The organism is Spirosoma gilvum (assembly GCF_054776815.1).
Genome location: NZ_BAAHBH010000002.1, coordinates 76939 through 102704 on the forward strand (window position 1 = coordinate 76939; position 25766 = coordinate 102704).

General features: G+C 42.4%; 20 protein-coding genes. 12 read left to right on the forward strand and 8 right to left on the reverse strand.

Features of this window, described 5'->3' with window-relative positions; genetic code table 11:
* Nucleotides 1-14: 14 nt before the first annotated feature.
* The 4 genes from ACYVFD_RS05100 to ACYVFD_RS05115 form a co-directional block, all read right to left on the reverse strand.
* On the reverse strand, nucleotides 15-236 hold the full coding sequence (locus ACYVFD_RS05100) for a hypothetical protein (protein ID WP_461088693.1): 222 nt from the start codon (nucleotides 234-236) through the stop codon (nucleotides 15-17).
* Between the two features lie 3 nt (nucleotides 237-239).
* Entirely contained in the window at nucleotides 240-863 is a 624-nt protein-coding gene (locus ACYVFD_RS05105; protein ID WP_461088694.1) for a Uma2 family endonuclease, read from the reverse strand.
* Between the two features lie 90 nt (nucleotides 864-953).
* Nucleotides 954-1811 carry a twin-arginine translocase subunit TatC gene (tatC, locus tag ACYVFD_RS05110; RefSeq protein WP_461088695.1) on the reverse strand — a complete coding sequence of 286 codons (858 nt, stop codon included), beginning with the start codon at nucleotides 1809-1811 and terminating at the stop codon, nucleotides 954-956.
* Between the two features lie 92 nt (nucleotides 1812-1903).
* On the reverse strand, nucleotides 1904-3193 hold the full coding sequence (locus ACYVFD_RS05115) for a serine hydroxymethyltransferase (protein WP_461088696.1): 1290 nt from the start codon (nucleotides 3191-3193) through the stop codon (nucleotides 1904-1906).
* Nucleotides 3194-3489: 296 nt separating this feature from the next.
* Between ACYVFD_RS05115 and ACYVFD_RS05120 the strand changes: the two genes are divergently transcribed.
* The 3 genes from ACYVFD_RS05120 (at nucleotide 3490) to ACYVFD_RS05130 (ending at nucleotide 7026) form a co-directional block, all read left to right on the forward strand.
* Nucleotides 3490-3786: a hypothetical protein gene (locus ACYVFD_RS05120; protein ID WP_461088697.1), complete on the forward strand. Its 297-nt coding sequence runs from the start codon at nucleotides 3490-3492 to the stop codon at nucleotides 3784-3786.
* Between the two features lie 164 nt (nucleotides 3787-3950).
* Nucleotides 3951-4784: a phytanoyl-CoA dioxygenase family protein gene (locus ACYVFD_RS05125; RefSeq protein ID WP_461088698.1), complete on the forward strand. Its 834-nt coding sequence runs from the start codon at nucleotides 3951-3953 to the stop codon at nucleotides 4782-4784.
* A gap of 145 nt (nucleotides 4785-4929) precedes the next feature.
* The gene (locus ACYVFD_RS05130; RefSeq protein ID WP_461088699.1) at nucleotides 4930-7026 is read left to right on the forward strand and encodes a protein-disulfide reductase DsbD family protein; all 2097 of its coding nucleotides are present in this window, start codon (nucleotides 4930-4932) and stop codon (nucleotides 7024-7026) included.
* Nucleotides 7027-7132: 106 nt separating this feature from the next.
* Here the strand turns inward: ACYVFD_RS05130 and ACYVFD_RS05135 are convergent, their stop codons facing one another.
* The 4 genes from ACYVFD_RS05135 to secA all read right to left on the reverse strand — a co-directional run bounded on the left by ACYVFD_RS05135 (nucleotide 7133) and on the right by secA (nucleotide 13969).
* Complete coding sequence (locus ACYVFD_RS05135) at nucleotides 7133-8071, reverse strand: 3-oxoacyl-ACP synthase III family protein (RefSeq protein ID WP_461088700.1); 939 nt, start codon at nucleotides 8069-8071, stop codon at nucleotides 7133-7135.
* Nucleotides 8072-8217: 146 nt separating this feature from the next.
* Entirely contained in the window at nucleotides 8218-9339 is a 1122-nt protein-coding gene (locus ACYVFD_RS05140) for a glycosyltransferase (RefSeq protein WP_461088701.1), read from the reverse strand.
* A complete protein-coding gene (locus ACYVFD_RS05145) occupies nucleotides 9336-10418 on the reverse strand; it encodes a hypothetical protein (RefSeq protein ID WP_461088702.1) in 1083 nt (360 codons plus the stop codon). Before ACYVFD_RS05145 ends, ACYVFD_RS05140 begins: the two co-directional genes overlap by 4 nt.
* Before the next feature lie 155 nt (nucleotides 10419-10573).
* Entirely contained in the window at nucleotides 10574-13969 is a 3396-nt protein-coding gene (gene secA, locus ACYVFD_RS05150; RefSeq protein WP_461088703.1) for a preprotein translocase subunit SecA, read from the reverse strand.
* Between the two features lie 228 nt (nucleotides 13970-14197).
* On the opposite strand from secA, the gene ACYVFD_RS05155 reads away from it, so the two are divergent.
* From ACYVFD_RS05155 to ACYVFD_RS05195, 9 genes are all read left to right on the forward strand, one after another.
* Nucleotides 14198-16585: an SLBB domain-containing protein gene (locus tag ACYVFD_RS05155; protein WP_461088704.1), complete on the forward strand. Its 2388-nt coding sequence runs from the start codon at nucleotides 14198-14200 to the stop codon at nucleotides 16583-16585.
* A 21-nt stretch (nucleotides 16586-16606) separates the two neighbouring features.
* Nucleotides 16607-17680: a Wzz/FepE/Etk N-terminal domain-containing protein gene (locus tag ACYVFD_RS05160; RefSeq protein WP_461088705.1), complete on the forward strand. Its 1074-nt coding sequence runs from the start codon at nucleotides 16607-16609 to the stop codon at nucleotides 17678-17680.
* On the forward strand, nucleotides 17677-18636 hold the full coding sequence (locus ACYVFD_RS05165; RefSeq protein ID WP_461088706.1) for a GDP-mannose 4,6-dehydratase: 960 nt from the start codon (nucleotides 17677-17679) through the stop codon (nucleotides 18634-18636). Before ACYVFD_RS05160 ends, ACYVFD_RS05165 begins: the two co-directional genes overlap by 4 nt.
* An 18-nt stretch (nucleotides 18637-18654) precedes the next feature.
* Entirely contained in the window at nucleotides 18655-19206 is a 552-nt protein-coding gene (locus tag ACYVFD_RS05170) for a class I SAM-dependent methyltransferase (protein WP_461088707.1), read from the forward strand.
* A gap of 234 nt (nucleotides 19207-19440) precedes the next feature.
* Nucleotides 19441-20784, forward strand: coding sequence for an oligosaccharide flippase family protein (locus ACYVFD_RS05175; RefSeq protein WP_461088708.1), 1344 nt, complete (start codon nucleotides 19441-19443; stop codon nucleotides 20782-20784).
* A 337-nt stretch (nucleotides 20785-21121) separates the two neighbouring features.
* Nucleotides 21122-22096: a nucleotide-diphospho-sugar transferase gene (locus tag ACYVFD_RS05180; protein ID WP_461088709.1), complete on the forward strand. Its 975-nt coding sequence runs from the start codon at nucleotides 21122-21124 to the stop codon at nucleotides 22094-22096.
* A gap of 125 nt (nucleotides 22097-22221) precedes the next feature.
* The gene (locus ACYVFD_RS05185; protein ID WP_461088710.1) at nucleotides 22222-23346 is read left to right on the forward strand and encodes a glycosyltransferase family 4 protein; all 1125 of its coding nucleotides are present in this window, start codon (nucleotides 22222-22224) and stop codon (nucleotides 23344-23346) included.
* Between the two features lie 36 nt (nucleotides 23347-23382).
* Nucleotides 23383-24627: a hypothetical protein gene (locus ACYVFD_RS05190; RefSeq protein ID WP_461088711.1), complete on the forward strand. Its 1245-nt coding sequence runs from the start codon at nucleotides 23383-23385 to the stop codon at nucleotides 24625-24627.
* The gene (locus tag ACYVFD_RS05195; RefSeq protein WP_461088712.1) at nucleotides 24624-25697 is read left to right on the forward strand and encodes a glycosyltransferase family 4 protein; all 1074 of its coding nucleotides are present in this window, start codon (nucleotides 24624-24626) and stop codon (nucleotides 25695-25697) included. The genes ACYVFD_RS05190 and ACYVFD_RS05195 overlap by 4 nt, the downstream gene beginning before the upstream one ends.
* Nucleotides 25698-25766: the final 69 nt, after the last annotated feature.

Genomic DNA, 25766 nt, shown 5'->3' on the forward strand with positions numbered 1-25766 from the left:
AGTATAACAATCTATCAATTATCGCTAAGGCTTCCTTTTACTGATTCATAATCAGACTTTAATCTGCCCATTTCTTTGGCCAGAAAGGTCTGTAGCTGGCGATTGAACTCTTCTTTTTCATCCTCAGGCAGGGATGCGTATAAATCTTTCAACTCCTGATTGATAGCCGCCCGTTCGGCGTCGTTCGTCGCGTTGATGGACCGGTAATGATATTTTCGGAAATCGTATTGTGACATTGTTTATTCTTCAGGCAGGTTTGCAAAAATTTCGTTGAGTGGCAGTTGAAGGCCGTCAATGTTAACTAACTGTTCTGGCTGTGTATACATTGTTTCAAGCCAGACATTGGCCTGTTCGGTCCGTCGGCAAACGATAACTTCCTTCGCAAACGGATCTACGAATACCAGTTCCTGAAGTGTTTCCATTTGCTCATATTTCCGTCGTTTGGCCCCTAAATCGTAGTTGAGCGTTGATTCGGAAAGAATTTCGACGATAAGATAAGGATTCGTGATGATCGAACGGGATGCGCTCTGATAAACAGGCTTTCCTTTGATAACCAGCACATCTCCATTATAATGCCCTTTCTTCGTCTCTTTTCGAATCCCCGCATTACTACCTACTACATAATACGGTTTTCCTGAGTAGAATCCAGTCAGTAAATAACCAAGCCTGACAACTAATAACTCGTGAATAAATGTGGCTAATCCTATAATTATAATTTGCCCATTGTGATACTCGACTCGATAGTCGGTCTCAATAAGAAATTCCTCAAATTCCTCCCAGGATGCAGCTTGAGCGACTAACCCACCACGTTCAAGTGCTTCGATCTGCTCATCGGTTAGCCGTATTTTTTCGATGACTTGCATACGTTCTTGGCTTTTTAGTAAAGATAAGGCAATCCGCTATAAAGCAAAAAGCCCTCTCCGAAGAAAGGGCTTGTGCTGAAAGTTCATTATTTATGACTGCATTAACTCCTTCTTTTCTTCCTCGCGCATACGCTGGACTCTTCCGGAAACAACGATACTCAGTTCGTACAACAGCGCAAGGGGCAAGGCAACCAGTACCTGGCTATAGATATCAGGCGATGGGGTAATGATACCCGCTACCACCAGAATCACAATCCAGGCATGTTTACGGTACTCGCGCATGAAAGCAGGCGTCAGAACCCCAACTTTCGACAGAACAAAGGCAACAATCGGCATCTGAAAGATGAGTCCACAACCCAACGCCAGGGTTACAATAACTGAGATGTACGATGTAATGTCGATGTTGTTCTCAATCTTGCTGGAGAGCGTATAATTGACCAGAAAGTTGATAGCCAATGGTGATACAATGTAGTAACCGAACAATACGCCTAGTCCAAACAGCAACGATACATAAAAAACGGCACCTCGGGCAGCGCGTCGTTCAATCGGACGAAGACCCGGTTTTATAAATCGCCAAAGCTCCCAGAACGCGTAAGGAAAGGTAAAGCTCAATCCAACGAAAAACGACGATGTAAGCGACATCGTAAACTGATCCGATAAGCCCAGCGCCTGAAGCTTGAAAGTCAGGCTTTTGACGCACAAATCAGCGTAACCGGTAACATCGGCCAGCTTACACATCTGACGATACGTCCAGAAGTCCGTTTTGGCGGGTCCCAGCAGTACATACTCAAAAATATCGTCGATGAAAATAAAGGCCGTAATTGTAAAAACCAGAATAGCAGCAGCCGAGCGGATAATGTGCCAGCGCAGTTCTTCCAGATGATCCAGAAAGGACATTTCCTTACCTTCAGAATCAATCTCTTCGTCAGTCAGTTGGTCGAGTGGCATTGTTGTAATTGCGAATGATAGAATGATTGAATGTTAGAATAAATAAACAGCTTAATAACCATTGATTCATTCTAACATTCAATCATTCACAATTAACTTTTATAGAGCGGAAATGCTTTCATCCACTCGTTGATTTCTTCTTTAACGGTAGCTAGCACTGAATCGTTATCATGGTTCATCAGTACTTTGTCGATATATACGACAATTTGCTCCATGTCCGATTCTTTCAGCCCACGGGTTGTCATGGCGGCCGTTCCAACGCGCATCCCCGAGGTTACCATGGGCGATTTATCGTCGAACGGAACCATGTTTTTATTAATCGTAATATCGGCTTTGATCAGCGTGTTTTCCGCCAGCTTACCGGTCAGCCCTTTCGAGCGTAAATCAATCAGCATCAGGTGATTGTCGGTGCCGCCCGAAATGATTTTATAGCCACGGCTCAGGAAAGCAGCCGCCATAGCCTGCGCATTGGCTTTTACCTGAACAGCATAGTCATAAAAATCGTCGCTCAGGGCTTCGCCGAACGCAACGGCTTTGGCCGCAATAATGTGCTCCAGCGGGCCGCCTTGTGTACCTGGGAATACGCCAGAATCCAACAATGACGACATCAGCCGGGTTTCACCTTTCGGTGTTTTAATCCCATACGGGTTCTCGAAGTCATTCCGCATCATGATGATGCCGCCACGTGTACCCCGTAAGGTTTTGTGCGTTGTGGTGGTTACGATGTGCGCATGAGCGAGAGGGTCATTGAGCAGTCCTTTGGCAATCAGACCAGCGGGGTGCGACACATCGGCCAGCAATAAAGCGCCTACTTCATCGGCAATGGCACGTAGCCGGGCATAATCCCAGTCGCGGCTATAAGCCGACGCCCCACAGATCAGCACTTTGGGCCGTTCGCGCTTTGCCGTTTCTTCGACTACGTCGTAGTTGATTACGCCGGTTTCCTGCTCCACACCGTAGAAAGTCGGCCGGAAATATTTGCCGGAAATATTCACAGGTGAACCGTGTGTCAGGTGTCCACCGTGCGACAGATTGAAACCCAGGATCGTATCGCCGGGCTGCAGACAGGCCAGGAATACGGCAGTATTTGCGTTAGCGCCCGAGTGAGGCTGTACGTTTACCCAGGTAGCGCCAAATAGCTCTTTAGCCCGATCGATAGCAATTTGCTCAACTTGGTCAACCACTTCACAACCGCCATAATATCGTTTACCGGGCAAGCCTTCGGCGTATTTGTTGGTGAGAACACTTCCGGCCGCTTCCATTACGGCGGGCGACACAAAGTTTTCAGAAGCAATCAATTCAATACCCGATTCCTGCCGGTGCTGTTCTTTCGCAATCAGATCAAACACCTGCGTATCGCGGGTGGTGGTAGCGGTTGTCATCAGAATGAGCGATTTATTGTGTTGGTTATCTGCTGGTTTGGTCTAAAGAGGCAAAACGCATAAAGGCACGAACAGCCAGACATTTACGGTACAAAGGTACGGCGGAAAATGGTAGAATATGGAAGAATTTCCTGACAAAACCCATAAAACGCCCATGGTAGTATAGATAACAAGATTTACCAGCCATTAAACCTTTGCCCGACCTTATAATCTCATTAAAAAAATAGCTATAGATGGTAATCCATAGTTGAGATAGGCTGCTAGTGGAATGCCAGCATAATCAAGTATTTACCGTTATGAAAACGAAAGCAAACGTATTGGCAGTAGTAAGTTTTGTAAGCATGGCCTTGTTTTCGGCCTGTACCGCTACAACCACCGTACAGGGTCCTCCAGCCGCACGCGTAGAACGAATGCCTCCGCCACCTTCGGCCCGACACATCTGGGTTCCAGGACACTATGTCCGTCGGGGACAAAATTACCGCTGGGTAGGTGGAAACTATCGGGTAGCTCCCGGACGATACACGGCCTGGGCGCCTGGTCATTGGCAACAAACGCGCCGTGGGCCAGTCTGGGTAGAAGGTCACTGGCAATGATAAATGAGTAGAGTGATTGATGATAATGTCGAATAGTAACTTCCCGAAAGGCTCAATCTTTCGGGAAGTTTTGTTTTGACGAAAAATCATATCGGTAAAGCAGCCCATGAATGGTAGAGACAATACATTTTTGTCTTATTATCTAACTATTGATTGCTAAACCTATGGAAGCGCTGGCAGATAAGGCTCTCTTGCTGAGCCAACTTGATGAATCCTATACGATTAATCCGGAAACCGTTGAATTCTACCAAAGAAACGGCTATGTAAAGCTGAAACATGTACTTAGTCCGGCTGTACTGGACTATTATGGCACAATTATTACAGATCTGGTTTTTCGGCTCAATACCCTGACCAAACCTATGGAAGAACGCACGACGTATGAACGGGCGTTTTTGCAAATTATGAACCTCTGGCGCGAAGATGAACAGGCTAAAGAGTTCGTTTTTTCGAAGCGACTGGCTAAAATCGCTGCCGATCTGATGGAAGTAGACGGTGTGCGACTTTACCATGATCAGGCCTTATACAAAGAGCCTTCGGGGGGCTTCACGCCCTGGCATGCCGATCAGTTTTACTGGCCACTGGCATCACCCAAGACCGTTACGGTATGGATTCCATTTCAGGAAACGCCGATGGAAATGGGTCCACTCGCCTTTGCCGAAGGAAGTCAGCACGTAGAAATTGGCCGCGATATTGAAATCAGCGATGAAAGCGAAAAATTGCTGGCTGATGAACTGCAGCGGCAGAATTTCAGCATGAACGACACTCCGTTTGAACTGGGTGAAGTTAGTTATCACGCTGGTTGGACATTTCATCGGGCGGGGCCAAACCGATCGGATCGTCCTCGGAAGGTGATGACCATGATTTATATGGATAAAGATCAGATTATCAGTCAGCCGCGTAATCAATATCAGGTTGCCGATCATGTTACCTGGCTGGCTGGTTTACCAGTAGAAAGTACCCCACAGGATGAAATGAACCCCATACTCTATAGCCGATAAAGGGTAAGCAATAGTCAGTAAGAATAGTCGTTAGTCGATGATGAAATGCGCAAAATCATTGTCGATTAACGACTATTATTAGTTTATGGAAATATTTTTGCGGTATTTCTGTTCTAACAACGAACCGTTATTTACCCAGAGTGGTATGAAATCAATTCTTACGCTTGTGGTGGGCCTCCTGCTTCCCTTGGCTACGTTTGCTCAATTACTTAAGCCAGTCAGTTGGACCTATAAAGCCACCAAGTCATCTGCCAAAGTAGGCGACATTGTTGAGTTGCGGTTTACGGCAACGATCAAAGACGGCTTCCATATTTATTCGTCAGAGGTAAACCCTAAAATTGACGGGCCTTTACCAACCGAATTCAAGTTTACCCCAAACAAAACGTTTGAATTGGTTGGAAAAGTGAAGCCGATCAGTAAGGTTGAAACCAAATACGAAGAAGTATTTGAGGGTGACACCTACGTAATGCATGGCACTGCACAGTTTTCTCAACGGGTAAAGATTCTAGCCGAAAAGCCAGTTATTGAGGGCACCGTCGATTATCAATCCTGTACGGATAAAGATGGTCAATGCATTCCGGGCGATGACAGTTTTTCGTTTACTGGCATACAGGTTACTGCTAACCCTACCAGTACAACCACTGCGGTAGCGGAAACCCCAAAATCGACTTCAGTGGTTACAGCGCCAACAACAGAAACAACGGCTGTGGCGACTACGCCTGCATCGACCACCACAGTAGCGGAAGCCTCAGCGCCATCGACCACTGCCGTAACTGATCTGGCAACAAAGCCTGACGTTTCCCTGACGGAGCCTGCTGCGTCGGATGGCTCGCTTTGGAGTTTTCTACTTGCCGCTTTTCTTTCGGGTTTGGTGGCCTTGCTGACGCCCTGCGTGTTTCCTATCATTCCAGCCACGGTCAGCTTTTTTACTAATCAAAAAGGCGGTCAGTGGAAGGCGCTGTTATACGGGGCCTTTATCGTTGGAATTTATGTGTTAGTAGGGACGGTGGTATCACGATTCAATGGCCCGGCGTTTGCCAATTTCGTTAGTACGCACTGGCTGCCCAATGTACTGTTCTTTGCAGTATTTTTCATTTTTGGCTTGTCGTTTCTGGGCCTGTTCGAGATTGTATTGCCTAATTCGCTGATCAACGCATCTGATGCTAAGTCGGAACAGGGCGGTATTCTGGGCGTTTTCTTTATGGCGTTTACACTGGTGCTGGTTTCGTTTTCCTGCACCGGTCCTATTGTTGGCAGCTTGTTAGTGGCGTCGGCAGGGGGGGAGGTTGTTAAGCCGATTCTGGGCATGGCTGCCTTCTCGTCGGCTTTTGCAGTGCCATTTACCTTGTTTGCTGCGTTTCCGCAATGGCTCAAGAATTTACCTCGCTCGGGTGGATGGCTCAACTCGGTGAAAGTAGTTCTGGGCTTTCTGGAACTTGCCCTGGCCCTTAAGTTTCTGAGCGTAGCCGATCAGGTTTACCACTGGCACTTGCTGGATCGTGAAGTGTTCCTGTCGATCTGGATTGTAATTTTCTCCCTGATCGGGTTCTATTTTCTTGGCAAACTTCGACTGCCCCACGATAGTGAAGTCAAATTCATTACCGTACAGAAATTGCTGCTGGCCATTGCAACCTTTTCGTTCGTGGTATATATGATTCCTGGCTTATGGGGGGCTCCATTAAAAGCTCTTTCGGGTTATCTACCTCCCGAAACCTCGCAGGATTTCAATCTGCATGGTCAGCGAGCAGCGAGCAATGGACCAACCGGGGCTGGCCTTACGGAGAATGTTAAATATGCTGACTTGTTCCACTTGCCACACGACTTGCAGGGATTTTTCGATTACAAACAGGCATTAGCGTACGCCAAAAAAGTGAATAAGCCTGTCTTTATCGACTTTACGGGGCATGGCTGCGTCAATTGCCGTGAGATGGAAGCCCGCGTCTGGTCGGACCCAGCCGTTCTATCAAGGCTGCAAAATGATTTTGTGATGCTGGCGCTTTATGTAGATGACAAAACTGAATTGCCCGAATCAGAATGGTACACGTCGTCGTATGACCAGAAAATCAAAAAGACGATTGGTGCCCAGAATGCTGATTTACAGATTGTGAAGTACAACAACAACGCCCAACCCCACTATTGCCTGGTCAACAGCGAAGGTAAGTTGCTGGTACCCCCCAAGAATTACGATCGCGATGTAGCCAACTTTGTTGCGTTTCTTGAGTCGGGCAAAGCGAAATTTTAATGTAACGCGGGCGGAAGCCCGCGAAGCTGTAGGCTGACTCTGTAGTTAGTGGTTTTATAGCCGCTATAACTTAGCCTACGGCTTCGCGGGCTTCCGCCCGCGTTACTTACACTTCTACCAGCATGGCTCCGTAGGAGTAGCCGCCACCAAATACGGTGATGACAATACGTTGACCTTTCTTAAACGTATCCCACTGTTCCGACAGGGCTATGGCGCATCCGGCACAACCTGTGTTGCCATACCGCTGAATGTTGGAAATCAGTTTCTCTTCCGGTAAGCCCAGAGTGTTCATCACGTTCCGCGAAATCCGCAGATTAGCCTGATGCGGCAATATATAGTCCACATCGGCCAGGCTAAGGCCGCAACGCTCCAGCACTTGTAAGCTGGCTTTGGGCATATACTGGCAGGCATTGATAAATACGTCGCGACCGTGTGGCATTGTAACCCCGCCATCGGCAGGACGCATCATTACACCCGTAGTGGCTTTAGGGGTATGGGCAGCTCCGCCTGTCAGTAGGGCTTTGATCGAGAAATCATTCTCGCTTTGTCGCTCTTTGGTGATTAATAGAGCGGCTGCGCCATCTCCCCATAAATGCCCCGAAATCGTATCCTGCTCGTTGTAGTAAAGCGTGTTATGCTCCGCTACAATCACCAAAGCACGAGTCGCTTTGTTGAGCGCAAAATACCCTTCAACGACTTCAATTGCATTCAGCAACGACGAACAGGCCGTTGATACCGAAATAACCGGAATATCGGCAATGCCTAAATAATGCTGAGCCTCATGAGCGAGAGAAACGATGGTATCGTATGGTGTATAAGTAGCACCTACAATTAAATCGATGGTTGAGAGGTCGGTTTTTTCCTGAAGCCGTTTGACGACTTCGATGGTCATGGTATTGGTGTTCTCACCGGGAGCAGCTTTGCGTCGCTCCTTAATTCCAGTGCGTTCAATAATCCAGTCGCTGGATAAGCCGTTGAGCTGGGTAAAGTGTTCGTTGCCAACTACCTCTGTTGGTAAGTAGTGGCTTACTGCATGTATATACATCAGGCCAAGTAAGTTGGGCTATACGAAGATAACCCTTAATTAACGTCTAAAGTTAAATCCTTCCGGGAAAACGTAGTATTAAACATTGGAACAATACCATAAAGTATTTGATATATCTACTTTATGCTTATTTGCTTACCATTCTATTACCTGTTAAGTATTCGGTCGTAAAAACTAAGTAGCTTTCTGGCTTCGCTTGACCAGTTATAGTGCTGCCCGACAGCTTCAAGTCCTCGTTGGCCCATTGAGCGGGATTCGTCAGGATGTTCGATCAAATACCTAATTGCCTCGGCAATTTGGAGTGGATCATTGGGCGATACGCAAAACCCACACTCATGTTGTTCAACGACCTGTTTATAAAGCGGGAAATTGGAGGTGATTACCGGAAGGCCAAGAGTCATATATTCGAATAACTTGGTCGTATACGATTCCGGGTAATCGCCCAGGGGTTTTAGTAAGGCTAAGCCAGCCGTTGCTCCGGCTGCATATCGGAAGGCTTCCCGCTGATCAGTATATCCATAGAAGCGAAGATTTTCCTTCACTTCGGAGAAGCGCGGTAAGGCTGCCAATTCTTCGTCGGAAAATGTTCGATTGCCAAACAAATGCACGACAAAATTTGGGCAGGTAAGCTTCAATAGCGCCAACGCTTCTACAAGCGTATCGAAAGCGCGTTCAAAACTGAGTAGGCCAAGGTAGAAAAACGATGGCTGATTTGCGTTAGGTTGATAGGGAGTTCGAAACGGTTCCAGAAAATCAGGTAATGGGTAGTTGTAAATCACCTCGTATGGTCTGGCTAAGTGAGTGTAGGTAGTCAGATAGCCATGTTCTGTGAAAATCAGATAGCAGTATTTCCGGGCAAGCTGATCAATAGTGTAAAAAGCTTTTTCCAATAACGGCCCTCGGTTAAGGGTTTTGATGTGCATTTTCTTATACAGATTTTCCTGCACTTCGTAGATAATTTCAGCGCCCAAAAGCCGGAATACAAAGGCAAACGGCAGAAATTCGGGTACGTATACATGCACGAGCTGCGGACGAATCCATAAACCCCGAATCAGCCCATACGGACTGGTAAATAAGGTTCGCCAGATAACCCGCCGAAAATAGGGTAACCGGATAAAGTGGATGGTTTCAGAACTAGTAGGATCTGCGTGGGGAAGTGCACAATAGACTTCGTACTGTTCGGCCAGTGTGGGGCATTGCTTGAAAACAATTCTAGGGTCCTGCTCTGGGTGAGCCGTACTAATGTGCAGTACTCGGATTTTTTTCATTTGATCACGCCAAGATTGCGTAGCTCCGCGTCAATCTTTTGGTTCCAGCGCTCCTGAGCTGCCTGGTTGATGCTATGATTGGTTTCGTCGTCATACTGCGTTTGCATCTTGTTCAGTTCGCGAAACGACTCAATAAACTTGTACTGGGCAATGCTATTGTAGTCTTCCAGTGTCAGGCTATCGGCCACCAGCTTGCGTTTAAATCGCTCTACAATAATTTTGGTAATGTCGAAGTGGCGCTGTTCGTGATTGAGGGCATAGGCATTACGGGCTTCCGCTCGCCCCCACGATGAGGTTTTCAGCATGTAGGCTTTCGCCACCAGATTTAGGCTTATGATCCCGTCTTTAACAGAACTTTTTCCTTCATACGCAAAGCTGGTAAATACCTCGGCAGCGTAATGGCTACCCTTACGGGGTTCGGCTTTAAAGTCAGCCCAGGTTAGTTTACGGGTTGTGTTATAGCGCACCGTATCATCGTCGGTGATTCGCGTATCGTCGATAAAATTGACACGCAGGGTTTTGGCCAGTTTCTCATTCTGGTTGCTCTCCCGGTTCATGTATTCATTGAATCGACGAATGGCAGCAATCAACGTTTGCCGGATGGACGATTCAATAATGGCTGTTTGCCCTAAGGGGCGGCTGTATTTGGTACCACCCCGGTAATCCATCAAATGGGTGTAGGTTTCGGTTCCATTATCATCCTTGCCGAGTAGTTCAAAATCAACGTCGAACGAAAACTGACCAGTTACCTGATTACCCTTAGCCGTTTCAATCACCCTACACTCCCGCACGCGTAGTCCAACTGGACGTAGTGCTTTGTTTTGTTTAAGGTTTTGATTGATAAAGGCTTGAAAACCGCCCACAATACCCCCATCCAGATCGACCGGTAAGGGCGGCTGATTTATGTTCAACGCTAGTCGGGCGATAGGACCTCGATCTGAACGCTGGTCAGTTACTTTGGCGATGTAAAATTCTTTCGGGCTAAACGGCAGCGATTCAGCGCGTAGACGAATCGGATCAGCCTGGGGTGAAAACGACAACAGTCCAGCAAAAAGTAGGATAAGAAAAACGTAACGCATGCTGTACTAATAACGATTCTGTCTGCTGTAAAGTGTCTATTAAAGGTCTTCTACCTACTCAAAAAGTTAGTCGAACGTTTTGCCGAATTTTCATGAAAAACGCCCTCCGAACAAATCAGTCAGAGGGCGTTTTAGTCAACTAGTTCAGCGATAGTTTAGTCAATAAGCATGGCTTTGCCACTAACTACATCATTCTCAACCGTTTTAAACTTTACATCACGTTTTACTGAGCCATCCGCATACTGTACGTTAACGCGGGCGTTACGATCAAGTTTGGCGACACGGGCTGGTGCTTGTCGCTGCGCAGGCATTGGCGGAGCACCGGCACCCATGGCATCGTTTTCGGCCATTCGGCGGGCATATTCTTCAGGACCCGTGGCCAGATGATCGTCGGTGAAGTCCTGCGCATTGGTTTGCAGTTTGGGTTGTGGCTGTGACTTTCGCTGGGCAGGAGCCTGACGGATTTCCTGCTGTACCTCCTCCGGTTCCTGAGCTGGAATATCAGCCTTGGTCAGGAAGCTGATGGTGTCGAAGTTCACCTTGTTCAGGAATCGCTTGAACAGTTCGACCGACTCAAATTTGTAGACTAGTAACGGATCTTTCTGCTCGAATACAGCATTCTGAACCGACTGCTTTAAATCATCCATTTCGCGCAGGTGTTCTTTCCATTCCTGGTCAATGACCGACAATGTGACAGCCTTTTCCATTTCTGTCACGATTTCACGAGCGCCCGAATCAACCGCTTTGCGCAGATCAGACACGACAGTTAATTCATGAATGCCATCAGAGAACGGCACCACAATATTCTTAATCTGATGTCCCTGCTCATTCAGAACCTGCGTTAGTATAGGCAGCGCTTTTTCCGAAATAGCCTGATTTTTGGCTTGATAATGCGCTTCGGCATCGTCGTATAAACGCCGGGTTAGATCAGGTTTCTTCAGGCGATTAAACTCTTCATTGCTTAATTCTGGCGAAAAGCCCAGGGTCGTCAGCAATTGAAGTTTAACCTCCTCATAATTGCCTTCGGAATTATTGACAACCTCTTCAACCACGTCGTACATAGTGTTGGCAATATCCAACGGCAGACGGTCGCCAAACAGGGCGTTCCGACGGCGTTTGTAGATCGCTTCCCGCTGATAGTTCATCACATCGTCGTATTCGAGCAACCGTTTCCGAATACCGAAGTTATTTTCTTCGACTTTCTTCTGTGCCCGTTCGATGGATTTGGTAATCATCGAGTGCTGAATCACTTCGCCTTCTTCCAGGCCCATACGGTCCATAACCTTCGCAATTCGCTCGGAACCGAACAAACGCATCAGACTATCTTCCAGCGAAACAAAGAACTGCGACGTACCGGGGTCACCCTGACGACCCGAACGACCACGCAACTGACGGTCGACCCGACGCGATTCATGGCGCTCCGTACCGATAATGGCAAGCCCACCGGCGGCCCGTGACTCTGGCGTCAGTTTAATATCCGTACCCCGACCGGCCATGTTGGTGGCAATCGTAACGGTACCCGGCAAACCGGCTGTGGCTACGATTTCGGCTTCGCGCTGGTGGTATTTGGCGTTCAGAACCTGATGCTGAATTTTGCGAAGTGTAAGCAGTCGGCTGAGTAATTCGGAGTTTTCGACCGAAGTCGTACCGACTAGTACGGGCCGCCCTTTTTCGACCAGACTGGTAATTTCTTCGACGACCGCATTGTATTTTTCACGAACCGAGCGGTATACTTTATCCTCTTCGTCTTTACGGCTTATGGATCGGTTTGTAGGAATTACAACCACATCCATTTTATAGATCTGCCAGAATTCAGACGCTTCCGTTTCGGCCGTACCGGTCATACCAGCCCGCTTATGGTACATACGGAAGTAGTTCTGGAGCGTAACGGTAGCATAAGTTTGGGTAGCGTCTTCAACCTTAACGTTCTCCTTCGCTTCAACCGCCTGGTGCAAGCCATCGGACCACCGACGACCTTCCATAATCCGGCCTGTCTGCTCATCAACGATTTTTACCTTACCGTCCATGATAACGTATTCGGTATCCCGTTCGAACAGGCAATAGGCTTTTAGAAGCTGGTTGACCGTATTAATGCGCTGGGTTTTGACAGAATAATCGCGAATGACAGCCTCTTTGTGAAGTAACTTCTCCTGCTCCGAAAAATCAGCATCTTTATCAATTGCGTTTAGATCAATCGATAAATCAGGCAGAATAAAGAAGTTTGGATCTTCACCTGATCCCGTGATATAGTCGATGCCTTTTTCAGTGAGGTCGATGCCATTGTGTCGCTCATCAATGGTAAAATAGAGCGGGGCATCAGCTTCGGGCATCAGCTTCTGGTTTTCAGCCAGATAAATGGCCTCCGTTTTCTGGAGCAGCGCTTTATTCCCTGTTTCGCTTAAGAATTTGATCAGCGGCTTATGCTTGGGCAGCCCTCGGTGGGCACGGAATAAAGACAAACCGCCTTCCTTTTCGTCGCCAGCGGCAATTTTCCGTTTGGCATCGTTTAAGTAATCGTATACTAATTTCCGTTGTGCTTCAACAACCCGGGCTACCCGAGGTTTCAATTCGATATAGTCCTGTTCATCGCCACGCGGAACGGGGCCACTGATAATCAACGGAGTCCGGGCATCATCGATCAGAACGGAGTCCACCTCATCGACCATCGCGTAGTGGTGTTTCCGTTGCACCAGTTCGCCGGTCTCACGAGCCATGTTGTCGCGGAGGTAGTCAAAGCCGAATTCATTATTGGTACCATAGGTAATGTCGGCAAGGTAAGCCCGCTTCCGTTGTTCGGAGTTCGGCTGGTGCTTGTCGATACAATCGACGCGTAAGCCATGGAATTCGAACAGTGGTCCCATCCATTCAGAGTCACGCTTGGCCAGATAATCGTTGACCGTTACGATATGAACTCCTTGACCTGCTAATCCATTCAGGAAGGCTGGGAACGTGGCTACAAGAGTTTTCCCTTCACCTGTTGCCATCTCGGCAATTTTACCCTGGTGCAGCACAACGCCCCCAATAATTTGGACATCGTAATGAACCATATCCCATTTAATTGGCGATCCGGCGGCATCCCAGCGATTGGCCCAATGCGCCAATTCACCATCGATTACTACGTTTTTCTTTCGGGTAGCCAGTTCACGGTCAAAATCAGTAGCCGTAACCGTAAGCTGCTCATTTTCTGATAATCGACGAGCCGTTTCTTTCACTACAGCAAAAGCACGGGGCAGAATATCGAGCAGAACGCGTTCCAGTTCCGTATTCCGTTCAGCTTCGAGCTTATCAATCCGGTTGAAAAGTTGTTCTTTCTCGTTGACGTCGATTTCTGAGTGACCAGTCTGTTCTTTAAGTTCGGTGAGCTGGCTGTCGATGTCGGCTAACTCGTCGGCAATCTGAGCTTTAAGGGAGGCCGAAACCTGCCGCAATTCATCGTTGGACAGGTCTTTTAACCGGACAAATTCGGCATTTACTTTTTCCACATAAGGGAGCAGTTCTTTAATGTCCCGTTGTGATTTAGTGCCGAAAAGTTTCGCTATGAGGTTAATCATATTGTTAGTCGTTAGTCAATAGTCGTTAGCTGATAGGAAGAAAGTCAAGGAGATTGTAATGACTGACGACTATCGGCTAACGACTTATTTTTCTACAAATTTAGTGCATTAGAGCGGGACTACAAGGTAAGACCACGCTGCTAATAGTTACCTTATTATAAGGGAATGATGATTTGAAAGGAATCTATTACTTTTGCAGTTCAATTTTCGGCCCAACAGCCACTGTTCATGCATACTAAGGACAAATTGTCACGTTTTCCCTATCGTATTAATCTGTTCCAAGCTGTTGTCCTGCTATTTTTACTGACAGGATCATATGAAATGTTCGCTCAGGCTTCTCGTTCCCGAGTGGATCAGTTGAGTGATGAAGAGGTAGAAAGTTTTTATAAGCGGGCCCAGGCGAGTGGATTAAGCGAAGCCCAGATTGAGCAGGCAGCCATGTCACAAGGCTATACACTCGACGATATTGCGAAGATGCGTAAGCGTATTGATGCGATCCGTACAAAAACGTCTGGCCCTTTAAGCCTTACATCGACGGATGCCAGAACGACGGGTCGAACGTTACCTTCTGACCTCTCGCGTCGACCAGATTCCTTATCGATGACCCGTAAAGATACCAGCCGTAAATTACGTGTATTCGGTGCCTCCTTATTTGAAAACGCCAATTTGTCATTTGAACCGGATTTGCGGATTGCAACACCCCGTAATTATGTAGTGGGGCCTGATGATGAAATTCGAATCGATATAGCCGGAGCGTCTACTGGAGAATTCCTCTTAAAAGTGAGCCCGGATGGGACTGTAAAGGTACCTAATTTGGCTCCCATTTTCGTCAGTGGTCTTACAATTGAACAGGCAGAGCAGCGGATCATTGGCCGGTTACGGCAAGGTGGTTATCAGGGATTAGGAACGCCAGGCAGCAATACGACAGCAAACCTGACCCTGACAAATATCCGTAGTATTCGGGTTACATTAGTTGGTGAGGTTGTTCGGCCAGGGACGTACACGATTTCATCATTAGGATCAGCCTTCAACGCATTATACCTGGCGGGTGGCCCCAATCCAGAAACCGGATCGTTTCGTAAAATCAGCATCATTCGCGGCAATCGTGTCGTTCGCACAATTGACTTATATGATTTTATTCTACGGGCCGACCAGCGTGATAATATTCAGTTACGGGATCAGGATGTTATTCGAGTCGCCGATTACGAAACCCGAGTTGAACTAGCCGGACAAGTTAGACGACCAGCTATTTTTGAATTATTACCGGGCGAAACGCTTCAAACGCTGCTAAGCTTTGCGGGTGGATTTGGGGATGATGCCTATCGGGCCTCCCTCACACTTCGGCGAAATACTAGCCGTGAGCGACGAATCGTTACCATTACAGAAGATCAAATAAAAAGTTTTGTTCCCCAGAAAGGCGATAAATACGAAGTCGGAAAAATTTTGGAGCGGTACGAAAACCGTGTTCAGGTAGCTGGAGCTGTAATGCGCCCAGGTGATTACGCGCTTGAGCCAGGGCTGGAAACCGTTAAGCAATTGATCAATCGGGCCGATGGCCTCCGGAAAGATGCGTTTACGAACCGAGCTTCAATTATTCGGGAGCGCCCTGATATGGACAGAGAAAACTTATCCTTCGATCTGGGCAAACTAATGCGGGGCGACATCGCAGATATTCCACTCATGCGGCAGGATAGCTTAACCGTCCTATCCATTCGTGATTTACGGGAACAATATTATGTAACGATCGAAGGGGCCGTAAATCGACCCGATACAATCGAGTACGTAACGAATATGACCGTCGCTGATTTAATTGCACAGGCTGGTGGTTTTCAGGAAGGAGCTAAACCAAACTTGGTCGAAGTGGCCCGTCGCATTCGCCAGGATTCAGCTGGTATCAGCACGACATTACAAGAGATTCACCGATTCTCCATTGACCGGAATTTGCAGATTACAGCATTAGAAGGAACATCTCCCGAATTTAAGCTCCGACCATTTGACATTGTCTATGTGCGTACTTCGTTAAATTATGAGCAACAGCAACAGGTTTACATTTTTGGGGAGATTATGCAACCTGGTAACTACTCCATCTTTAGCCGGGCCGAGCGTATTAGTGACATTATCAAACGAGCAGGAGGGCTCAAGCCTCAGGCTTACCTACCAGGGGCGCAGTTCAGGAGAAAAGGTAGAATTATTGCCAATGATTTGAGTGATATCCTAACAAATTCTGGAATAGAAGAGAATTTACTGGTTCAGAATGGAGACTCCTTATACATTCCTCAGAGACAGGAAGTAGTTGCTGTGCAGGGTGCAGTTTTGAACCCCTCCATTGTTAGCTACAAGCTTAATTATGACTTTAATGATTATGTGAGTGAAGCAGGTGGCTTTACAGATAATGCGCGAAAAAGCAAGGCATATGTAGTATATCCAAATGGTCGAAAAGATCGAACTCACCGCTTTCTCTTTGTTCCATCCCGCCCCAAAGTGTATCCCGGCTCAACTGTAGTAATTCCGTTTAAACCGTTGGATAACAGCAAATTAAGTATTGCAGAGCGTTTAGGTATTTTATCGTTATTGACGACTGTGTCAATTGCGCTTGTGAATTTATTGCTTCGTTAATAATCTCTTTATTACTATATCATGCCAGTTACAGAGATAAAAAAGAAGCAAAGTCTTGAAGACGACGTAATTGAATTCCGTTTACGTGATATTATCAAGATTTTGAAAGACAGCCGGAAAACAGTTGTCTATTGGTCAATAGCTTTCTTTGTTATTGGAGCATTATACGCCTTTACTCAAAAAAATGAATATACAGCAAGCGTAAAGGTGATGCCTGAACTGAAAACTTCAACAGGCTCAGGATTCGGTGATTTAAGATCGTTAGCTAGTCTGGCGGGTGTTAGTTTAGGCGGTTCTATGGGTGCTTCTGAGGCAATACGACCTGATCTGTATCCGGACGTAATACAAAGTATACCTTTTAGTTTGTACATACTCAACCAACTTGTTATACCTAATAATTCTTTTAAAAAGCAGCCTCTAAAAAGTTATCTTATAGAAGAGGCAAATAGTGGTATTTCAAACTTGTTTGGCCAGTCAGATAACAAAGCCAAAGATATAGTAAGCGTAAAATCCCCCCTACAACTGACACCACAGCAGGAGGCTTTATGTAAATCGATACACGCGCAGGTTAGCGCAGAGATGGATAAAAAGAATGGAATAATTACCATTACATCTCGGATGCCTGATCCTGCGGTTGCTGCTACAGTAGCGAGCCAAACGTTAAATTATCTGACAAATTATGTTACAAATTATCGTACAGGCAAAGCTCAGCACCAAGTGAAATTTTTAACACAACAGGTCAATACCGCTCGACAACGCTATGAGACAACTGAAAGAATATTGTCAAATTATCGAGACCAAAATAGAAATCTTTTCCTGAATACAGCAAAAATCGAAGAGCAGCGATTACAAGCGGATTACCTATTAGCTCAAAGTGTTTATAGCGATTTATCCAAACAGCTAGAACAGGCTCGTATTAAAGTGCAAGAGGAAGCGCCAATTTTTCAAGTACTTGAGCCTCCAAGAGTTCCCACGCGCAAGAGTGGTCCTAAACGGACGATCATTATAATTGGATTTACTATTTTTGGAGCTTTTGTGGGGCTAGTTGCTTTTTTAATACGCTATCTTCCTAAGTACCTAATCAACAATAAATGAAGACTGCATTAGTGTGTGGCATTTCGGGGCAAGATGGAGCTTATCTAGCTAAACTTTTATTAGATAAAGGCTATACTGTATATGGAGGGTCTAGAGATGCTCAAATGTCAACTTTTCGAAACCTAACTCGCTTAGCTATACGACAAGATGTCCAATTAGTTTCGGTAAATATTCACGACTTCAGAAGTGTACTACAGACGCTGCTAAAAATTAAGCCGGATGAGGTTTATAACCTAGCCGGACAAAGTTCGGTGGGTCTATCTTTTGAGCAACCAGTTGAAACGTTAGAAAGTATCAGTATTGGGACATTAAATCTTCTCGAGAGCATTCGCTTCAGTGAACTACCAATTCGATTTTATAATGCAGGGTCAAGCGAGTGTTTTGGGGATACGGGTTCCCTTGCTGCTGATGAAAATACCCCCTTTCGACCTAGAAGCCCGTATGGAGTAGCTAAAGCGGCTGCTTTCTGGCAGGTTGCGAATTATCGTGAAGCCTACCAATTGTATGCTTGTACAGGAATTCTATTTAATCATGAATCTCCACTTCGCCCTGAGCGTTTTGTGACACAGAAAATAGTGGCTGCCGCACGTCGGATTGCAGGCGGAAGCAGTGAGAAACTTGTATTAGGTAATATAGATATAGCTCGTGACTGGGGTTGGGCACCAGATTATATTGAGGCAATGTGGCTCATGCTTCAACAGGAATATGCAGATGATTATCTAATTGCAACTGGTCAGACAAATAAATTAAGAGATTTTATTCGAGTTGTGTTTGAAACAGTTGGATTAAATTGGGAGGATTATGTGCAGTCAGATTTATCATTTTACAGACCAACAGATATTGCTGAAGGGCATGCTAACCCAGCAAAAGCGCTTGCTAAATTAGGCTGGAAGGCAAATTATAAAATGGAGGAGGTTGCTAAAATGATGGTAATGAGCGAATCTAACCCTACTTAAAAAGAAGAAAGATAAAGCATGAATAAACAGAGGATTAAGAAACTTAATGTTGGTTGTGGTACAGATATAAGACCTGATTGGATCAATATGGATATTGCAGCGCTCCCCGGAGTAGATATTGTTCATAATATTGAAAAGCTACCATTACCATTTGAAGACGGACAATTTGATGAAATTGTTTGCCAAGATATACTTGAACATGTCGATTATATACCTGTCTTAAAAGAATTGCATCGTATATTAAGCAATGAAGGAATTATTAGAATTCGAGTACCTCACTTTAGTAGTAGCAATAATTATATTGATCCTACACATAAGAAACAGTTTTCATGGCGAACATTTGAATTTTTTTCCCGTACTTCTTTTTTAAGTCGTAGCTATTATTTCGATTTTAACTTTGAGACAACTGTTTCTTCAAGAATTACATTTGCAAAGAACAATATTTTTTTTTATAACTATTTAATTGAACCCCTGGTAAACATTAGGAATGGTACTAAGAATCTTTATGAAGATACTTTTTTGTCAAGATTATTTCCTGGTTTCAACATTGAGGTCGTTTTGAAAAAATAATTTCTTAGTCGATGACATCTTTACAATAACGTAAATACATCTAATACTTATTTAACCTGAATGCTAAGATAATTATCGAAGTAGATGTTGATAAATTGACGAAAATAAAGAAGAATTTTCAAAATTTAGTACAATTGATAATATCATTATAAGGCTAAATTATGTTGTCAAATAATAATTAGTAGATTGAGGCTGTTAGTTAGATTACCTATTTTTGAATCGAAAAAAAATTATATGCACTTACTGTATTTAGTATTGAAAAAGGTAAGGAGCTGGAACTTCATAAAGAACCCTCTATCAGAAGATCTATTAAAGTTAAGTAAGAATATTATTTTTTCAGGTTCTAGTCAGTTAGTAACTCTTGCTTCTCCATTATTAATTACCCCTTATCTAATCAGAGTACTGGGTATTGATTTATTTGGATTGATTGTAATGGCGCAAAGCGTAATGATGTACTTAAGTTATTTAGTTGATTATAGTTTTAACATCGATGCCACACAGGAAGCATCAATTAAAAGAGATGATCCGGTTGAACTGACAAAGCTATTTAATAATGTAACTTGGACTAGAATATTTTTGTTAACTATAAGCGGATTTCTCCTTTTAGCTTTTATATACGCTGTTCCTAACATTACAAAATATAAAGTTCTTTTTCTTATATCATTTACAATTACAATTGGTAGAACTGTTATACCACAATGGGTATTAATAGGAACGGAACATATGAAAGAAATGGCAATTGTTAACACAATTAGTAAGGTTGCTGTTTATATAGCTGTATTTATGTTTATTAAAACACCTAAAGATTTTTTGTTTGTTAATTTTATATGGGGACTAGGCGATGTTATACTTGGGCCTTTCCTAATTCTATTTTTAAATAGAAAGTTAAAAATAGAATTGTTTAGCTTGCCATCTTTTGTAGCTATAAAAAAAAGATTAATTAATGGATGGCCCTTGTTTCTGAGTAATTCTATGAATGCCCTTAACATATATTCAAATATAACTATATTAAGTCTTTTTTCTAATCCACACCTTATAGGATCTTTTGCCGTAGCCGAAAAGATAATGATGCTAATTAAACAGATAGCGGGTATTATATTTCAGGCTACTTATCCATATGCCTGTAAATTAAAAGAATCGTCAAATAATCAATTGAAAAATTTCCTTAAAAATGAGACATATATATTCGCTACCTTATTTAGTCTAATAGGGTTATTTGTCGTAGTAATGGCGAATAATATTGTTTTTTTCTTTGTGGGTAGATTTGATGGATATGCTATCAATCTACTTAGAGGATTAGCTTTTGTGCCACTAATTGTAAGTTTAAATATGTCAGCATCGCAAATAATGCTGATAAATGGTCTTCTTAATAGATATGCAAGAATTATTATTTTTATAGGTATTCTAAATGTAGTTGCAAATTTTATTCTAGCACCAATTTTTGGGCCATCAGGCACAGTTGTTGCAATTATAATTACAGAATTAATTAATACTGTCAGTTTGCATTTAACTCTATTTATATACTACCCTTCTTTACAAATATTTAATATGAATCGTTTATTAACTTCTGCTAAGTAATTACCATTGCTTGCTATTTGCCAAATGTATTAAAAGTACTTTGATGACAATTATTTGCTATATTAGACAAATTTTTGCTGTCCATACACTGAGTATAAGCCTATATTCAGTGTATAAGCTTTTATAATAAAGCTCATCTATGCGTTTCGAAGTGGGAGAACTAAGGCGTTTCAAAAAGTACGCTGACGTTAAAATCGGCCTTCATAAGCGATTGCTCCTATTATAAGCTATAGGTTATTGTTTGAAATATGTCAATTCGAAAACTATACTGATTATAGTTATACTTGACAAGTATAAATGGACTAGATTTAAATTAACAGCTTAAAGGAATAAAACAATGGCTAATACCATTCCTGTACTCATAATACTTTTTAACAGGCCTGATAATGCACAGCAGCTTATAGATAGATTGAGGACTATTGCGCCGACGAAACTTTTTGTTGCTATCGATGGTCCGAGGGTCAATCGTGTAACTGATAAGGAAAAAGTTGATGAGTGTATTAAGCTTATCAGTAAAATAGATTGGCCTTGTGAAGTTCATAAAAAAATTTCAACTTATAATCTTGGCTGTGGCGTAAATGTTTCCGAAGCAATTAGCTGGTTTTTTAACGAAGTGGAGGAAGGTATCATATTAGAGGACGATTGTATACCCTCTCAGAGCTTTTTTGACTTTTGCGAATTAACATTGGCGAAGTATAGAGAGCGAACAGAGGTAATGTTGATATCAGGTAATAGATGGAATGAGGAGTTTCCTATAGAAACAGACTATTTTTTTAGCCTCTTTACTTCGACTTGGGGATGGGCTACTTGGCGCCGTGCTTGGAAACGCTATGATTTCACAATGAATGATTGGCCGCAATTAAAGCAATCTGAATATTTTTTAAAATGGCTAAACCTTCCAGATATTAAAAAGTTCTGGTTTAAAAAACTTGAGGCATATTATAATCATATACAAGGTGGTATAGATAACTGGGATTTTCAATGGCAATACACAATTTTTAAATATCAAGGACTTGTTGTAACTCCTCGAGAAAACCTTGTTCAAAATATTGGGACTGAGGGTGTACATACTTATGATTCTCAGGCAGGGATACACTTTAAGCCGACTTCAGTTCAATTTAAAGTAGTTAAAGAACCTACTTTATTAACACCTGACTATGATTATGATGAATATCATTGTAAGCAACTCCTAAAGAATGAGCCATCTATATATGAAAAATTAAGATTTGGACTTAAACAAATCCTGGCGATGAATTCTACTTATGTACGAGATAAAATTAGTAAAATGATTAGAAGAGCTTTTGTGTCTTGAAAATTCCTTTATGCTCTATGACTGAGGTAAAAGTGATACTACGGATAATGTTTTATAGGGATAAAGCATGGTGTATCTTAGAGATATTCTTTAAATAATGTCATCATTAATTGAATTGGCACAGCATGAAATTATACATAAATGCAAGCTTTCTTAGCCTTAAATCAATTACTGGAATATCTAGGTTTGCTTTAGCTATAGCCTATGAGTTGAAAAAGACTCTTGGCGATGACGTTATTTTATTGGCACCTAAAAATATTGAGCACCCAACTATAGCAAAAGAATTAGAAGTTATTCAGATTAATAGCTTTTTTAGCTCGTTTATTAAAGACTTGAATAAATCCCGGCTGATTTGGGAGCAAACTGATTTGCGCTTGTATCTCTGGAAGCATAACAATCCATTACTACTTAGTTTAAGTAACACAGCACCATTGTTGTATACAAATCAAATTGTTTCTATATTAGATTTATTCTATGAACACTGTGAAACACTTCTTCCTAACCATTATTTTGCTTATCCAAAACGTGAAATTCAGTTTTATAAGTACATTATTCCGCATATTGCTCAGTCATCAAAACTAATAATTACAATTAGTCAATATTCAAAAAAAGATATCGCTGATCATTTTGAAATTAACTCTAAAAAGATCAAGGTAATATACCCTACAATACCGCCTATATTTTTAAATCAGTCTGCTACTAATAGATTGCCTAATAAATATGGTAAATATATATTAGGCGTTTCATCTGTTAATCCACATAAAAATTTTGAAGGCTTAATTCGGGCTTTTCAAAAAGCAAACCTACCGGATGTTAAATTAGTAATTGTAGGAAATGTGCAAATGGATGAGAGTAAATACTCTTTATATCACTTGTATAAAGATGACCCGAGAATTGTATTTACAGGGTTTATTTCCGATCAAGAGCTAATTAGTCTGTATAAGCATGCTTTATTTTTTGCTTTCCTTTCTTTTTTTGAGGGGTTTGGTATACCACCTTTAGAGGCTATGGCATGTGGTTGTCCGACATTGGTTTCCAATGCTGCTAGTCTCCCAGAAGTATGCGGTGAAGCTAGTTTGTACATTAACCCAACAGATGTTAACGGCATAGTAAATGCTATGTTAAAGCTCGTTAATGAGCCAAGTGAACGCTATAAACTAGTGGAGTTAGGATATAAGCAAGTTGCAAAATTTAATCATTTATTGTTTTCCAAATCAGTACGGGAGCTATTATCGTATCTATCTGATTAAATAATAAATTATTAGTTGTACAAAATTTTATTCCAAGTGGATAGTTTAATAGTTAAAATAAGTATAAAATCATATTTGTCAATATGGCTTTATACGCTATTTATAACTTCTTTCGTTATTACAACAGCCGTTAAAGGGGCTACAGTCGGTTATGTGCTATCATTTTTGGCGCTGCCTGTAGGCTTATTGAGCGTGCCAAAATATAGTGGGTTTTTCTTGTCCAGACTGATCTTATTAGTATTAATATATGTAGGTTTAATATTGCTTTCGCAACTTTATATAATTATATTTCCTATATTACCTAATTCATCTGATATAATAACTATTAGCAAGGATGCACAACCTTATTTAAGAAGTAGCTTATTCACTCAATCTTTATATTTAATATCGTGCTTTATTACTTTTACTTTTGTTAGAACTTATTATGATAAAAATCGTCATGACAAACATTTAATAAAGGCTCTAATAATATTTGTTTTTATTGGTTTTTATTTCTGGTTTTATTATTTTTTATTTGGAAATAACGGTGATAAGCTTTCAAATAGAATATCTGGTGATGATGTTGCAAGTATAGGTTTTCAAGCAATTTATATTGCTGGACTTAATGTGACTCGTTTTGTGAGCCTGACAGGTGAGCCTTCAATGTATGTATTTTCAATATTGCCTTTTTGTATTTATTTTTTTCATGATAATCAAATTAAGATTGCAAGTCTATTGTTTGCTTCTTTACTACTTACTTTTTCTGGGACTTTTATATTAGGCATAGGTATCTATTTTGTTACATTAGTTGTTTATTCAAAAAATAGAATTATTATTTTGATCGTTGGTGTCGTATTTATTGTATCGATTTCCACCTTATTTGCTGAATCAATAGTTAATATAATTATAAAAGAGGCATTATTAGATAAATTAAATCAAAATAATTATTCTGGAGTCGATAGGACCCAAAATCTTACAAATCATTTATCTTATTTTCTTAACTTACCTGTCTGGTTGATTTTCACTGGCGTAGGCTTTGGCTATGTTAGATCTGCGGAATTTTTTTCGACTTTATTGGTAAATACGGGCTTGATTGGATTTACTTTATTTACAATTTTCCTTTTACAGCCAGTTTTTGTCTTACAAAATACTCCTCGTAATAAAGGACTAAAAATGGCTTTGATTGTTGTCTATTGCATTATGATGGCTGGCGTATCTGAATACTCTTTTTTGTCTTTGTGGTTGTTAGTTGGAATTGCTTATAACCAAATTGATAGCGAAAAATATAAAATAGTAGCATGATAGTAATTAATGCTCGTTTCCTCACTCAGCAAATGACGGGCACACAGCGGTTTGCCTCAGAACTTTGTCTTGTAGCGAAGGAATATTTACCGGATGCTATTTTTGTAGCCCCTGACCGAATTATTCATAAGCAATTAGCAGATAAACTGGATGTTAAAATTGTAGGTCATTCAAAAAATGGCTTAATTTGGGAGCACCTTGAGTTGCCTTTTTTTCTTTCAAAAAAAGGCAATCCTTTACTTGTAAACTTAGGAAATGAAGGTCCTATAACATATAAAAACAGTATTGTTGCCGTTTTAGATTTGTCATTTTATCATCATCCAGAATGGTTTTCAAAGCAATTTGCGTTCATCTATAACTTTATTACACCTAGAGTTGCTAAAAATGCCAGACATTTACTAACTATAAGTAAGTATTCGCAGGATGATATATGCCGCACTCTGCATATACCCAAAGAGCGGTTAGATGTAGTTTACCCCAATGTTTCGGAGCTTTTCCAGGCGCCCCCTTCCAATTTGTTGCCTAATAGATATGGACGCTATATATTAGGTGTTTCGTCAATAGATCCCAGAAAGAACTTTCTGGGGCTTATTAAAGCCTTCAAGGCTGCTAGGCTGACCGATACCCGTCTGGTAATAGTGGGCCAGCAGCATAAAGTGTTTGCTGATAATACACTTCGGAGTTTGATTGAAGGCGATGAGGCCGTTACATTTACCGGCTATGTGAATGATAACGAATTGATAAGTTTGTACCACCATGCAGCTCTTTTTGCTTATCCCTCGTTTTTTGAAGGTTTTGGTCTTCCTCCATTAGAAGCAATGGCCTGTGGTTGCCCAACTCTAGTATCCAACACAACAAGTTTACCTGAGGTTTGTGCAGATGCAAGTTTGTACGTGGATCCTTATGATATAAGTAGTATTCAAGCGGGCCTCGAGCGAATAATGACAGATGAGGCATTGCGGGGCGAGTTAGTTCGTCTAGGATACGAGCGTGTTCGCTACTTTAGTGAACAGAACTCAGCTCAAAAATTCGCAAATATTATTAAGCAAATAGAGGCAGATTTGACATAGTGGTAAAACTGTAACTGATTTAATTTGATTGAAACTTTGGTTAATAATTAAGGTTATTTTTGTTACACA